General features: G+C 68.8%; 3 protein-coding genes. All 3 read left to right on the forward strand.

Annotated features, from left to right (window positions below):
- Positions 1-533, forward strand: a 533-nt coding sequence (locus ABD366_RS43400) for an SMI1/KNR4 family protein (protein WP_344443665.1), incomplete at its 5' end; no start/stop codon positions are given.
- 42 nt (positions 534-575) lie between these two features.
- Positions 576-1,172: a hypothetical protein gene (locus ABD366_RS43405; RefSeq protein WP_324770694.1), complete on the forward strand. Its 597-nt coding sequence runs from the start codon at positions 576-578 to the stop codon at positions 1,170-1,172.
- A 48-nt stretch (positions 1,173-1,220) separates the two neighbouring features.
- On the forward strand, positions 1,221-2,730 hold a 1,510-nt coding region (locus ABD366_RS43410), incomplete at its 3' end, for an ISKra4 family transposase (protein ID WP_344443667.1).

Below are 2,730 nucleotides of genomic sequence, written 5' to 3' on the forward strand. Positions count from 1 at the left end.
CATTCGGCGTGTCCGAAGATCTACGTGTGACTGATGACGATCTCATCGTGGCCGTGCAGGCGCGGGTTGCCGACCAGGATCTGCCGGAGCCGGCGTCGGCGGACGATGTGCGGGCGATCGAGCACATGGTGGGGCAGCCGATGCCGCTGCTTCTGCGGCGGCTCTATCTCGAAGTGGCCGATGGCGGCTTCGGGCCGTGGGACGTGGTGTCCCTGACGGATACCGGCGACTGGTTCAGCGACTGCGCGGATATCACGGAGGCGTACCGAGACTTCGCCGATCCGGAGAGCCCGCTTCCGCCGGGGATCGTTCCGCTCATGGACCGGGGCTGTGCGATGTGGGCGCTGATCGACTTCAAGACGGCCGACGGGCAGATGTGGGACTGGGATCCCAGCCTCTGCTGCGGGGAGCATGCCCTGGCCCCGCTCGGGCAGTCGCTGGCCCAGTGGCTCACTGACTGGCTGCACGGCACTATGCCGGACGGCTCCTACCCGCACCGCGAAGTGACGGCTAAGGACTGCCCGGCGCACTGACGCGGCACGTACGGGTGGATCGCGTGAGCCGTCGTCTCTACCGTGACGGTGAAGGAGGCGACACCGATGGCCTCATTGTTCGAGGAACTGCAGGCCCGAGAGGCGGCGGCCCGGACGCGGGTGGATGAACTCGAGGAGCAACTGGCGCAGGTCGGCGACTGCTTGGAGGAGGCCCGGGAGAATCTGCAGCGGTTGCGGATCGCCCGGGAGACAGTCTCCGAGGTGATGGCCGAGATGTCGGCGAGTACCCCTGCCGGGTCCGACACCGAGACGGCGGAGCCCGTGGTGACGAGGGATGACCAGGAGCCCTCGGCGTTCGCGGGAGCCGAGAGACGGGTGGTGGGGGTGCTCTCTGTGCCGCACTGGCGGCCAGGGATGGACACGAATGTCTTGCCGAAGATCTACCAGAACATCGTGGAGGTCGTCCGGGATGCTCCGGGGCCGGTGCGGGCGAAGCAGGTCGTGCCGAGGATCGGTCTGCCCGCCGAGGTGGGGAAGATCGAAGGCACACGGGGCAAACTGAAGCGCCTGGTCGCCAGGGGCTGGCTGGTCGAGGGTGACCCCGGCCTGTTCACCCCGGCCCGCCCTGATGCGGAAACCGCGGCCAAGTCCTCTATGGGGCAGGGCTCTTCTCCCTAGAGTCGAAGGTGCCAACCAAATCGACCCAGCCCGAGAAGAGCCCTGGGAATGGAACCGTATGACACCTGCGTGAGCACTGACCCGTTTGTCCGCTCGGTCAGTGCCTTCGAGTCGCTATTACACACGCTGCAAGGCGAGTTGGCGTCTCTATGGAGCCACGCTCAGCTGGAAGAACACCTAGAGCAGGCCGGGCGAAGTCTGCTGCGGCAACTGCTGCAGGACCATCTAGACCTGCGTGCCCGCCGTGAGCAGGAGACGGTACGAGCCGGCACCCACCCACGGGTGAGGGGCCCGGATGGTCGCCTTCGCCCATGGCGCGAGGCCGGTCACGCACGCTGGCTGGCCTGCCTGTTCGGCCTGGTCCGGGTCGAACGGATGGCTCACCGGGGGCCGGGAATGACCAACGTCCACCCCACGGACCAGGTCCTGTCGCTGCCCGCGGGCAGGCACTCGATGGGACTGCGGCGACTCGCGGTCTCCGAGGCGGTCCGCGGCTCGTTCGACCAGGCCCAGGCCGCGATCGACCGACGCTGCGGAAGAGTGGTGGGTAAACGCTGCCTCGAGCAGCTCGTGGCCGCCGCGGCGCGCGACATCGACGCCTTCTACCGGCACGCGGTGCCCGTCCCGTCCAGCCGGGACGTCCTGCTGGTCATCGAGGTCGACGGCAAGGGCGTGGTGATGCGGCCCGAGGCCCTGCGGCCGGCGACCCGCAAGGCCCACCTCGCCGCCGCGCAGGGCGGTCATCGCAGCAGACTCGCGCCGGGTGAGAAGCCCAACCGTAAGCGCATGGCCACCGTGGCCTGTGTCTTCGACGCTGCCCCGGCTCCCCGGCGCCCGCACGACGTGATCCACCCGCCCGGCGGCCGCAGCACCCGTCGCCAGGTCCGCCGCGGACCCACAGCAACGCGGAAGTGGTGCACCGCCTCCCTTGTTCATCCGCCCGAGAAGGTCATCGCCGACGCCTTCGCCCAGGCCGAAGCCCGCGACCCTGGTCACCACCGCTGCTGGATCATCCTGGTGGACGGCGCCCGCCACCAACTCGACCTGATCCAAGACGAAGCCGAACGACGCGGCTGCACGATCAACGTGCTCCTCGACTTCGTTCACGTCACCGAGTACGTCTGGGATGCCGCGCACGCCTTCCACAGGCCCGGCACCGCCGAGGCCGACGCCTGGGTCGCCGGCCATCTGACCACGATCCTCGCCGGTCAAGCCGACCGCGCGGCCGAGGAGATGACCCTTCAGGCCGCCCAAGGCGGCCTGTCCGCCAGCAGACGGGAAGCGGTCGATGCCTGTCGGCGCTACCTGACCGGTCACCTCGACCAGCTCCGCTACGACGTCGCCCTGGCAGCGGGCTGGCCGATCGCCACCGGCGCGATCGAGGGCGCCTGCCGCCACCTTATCGGTGACCGCCTCGACATCACCGGCGCCCGCTGGGGACTCGACGGCGCCGAAGCCGTCCTGCAACTCCGAGCCTTGATCAGCAACGGCGACTTCGACTCCTACTGGCACTGCCATACAGCCCGTGAGCACCAGCGTCTCTATCCAGTTCCCAATC

The sequence above is a fragment of the Streptomyces kunmingensis genome (assembly GCF_039533535.1).
GTDB lineage: Bacteria > Actinomycetota > Actinomycetes > Streptomycetales > Streptomycetaceae > Streptomyces > Streptomyces kunmingensis.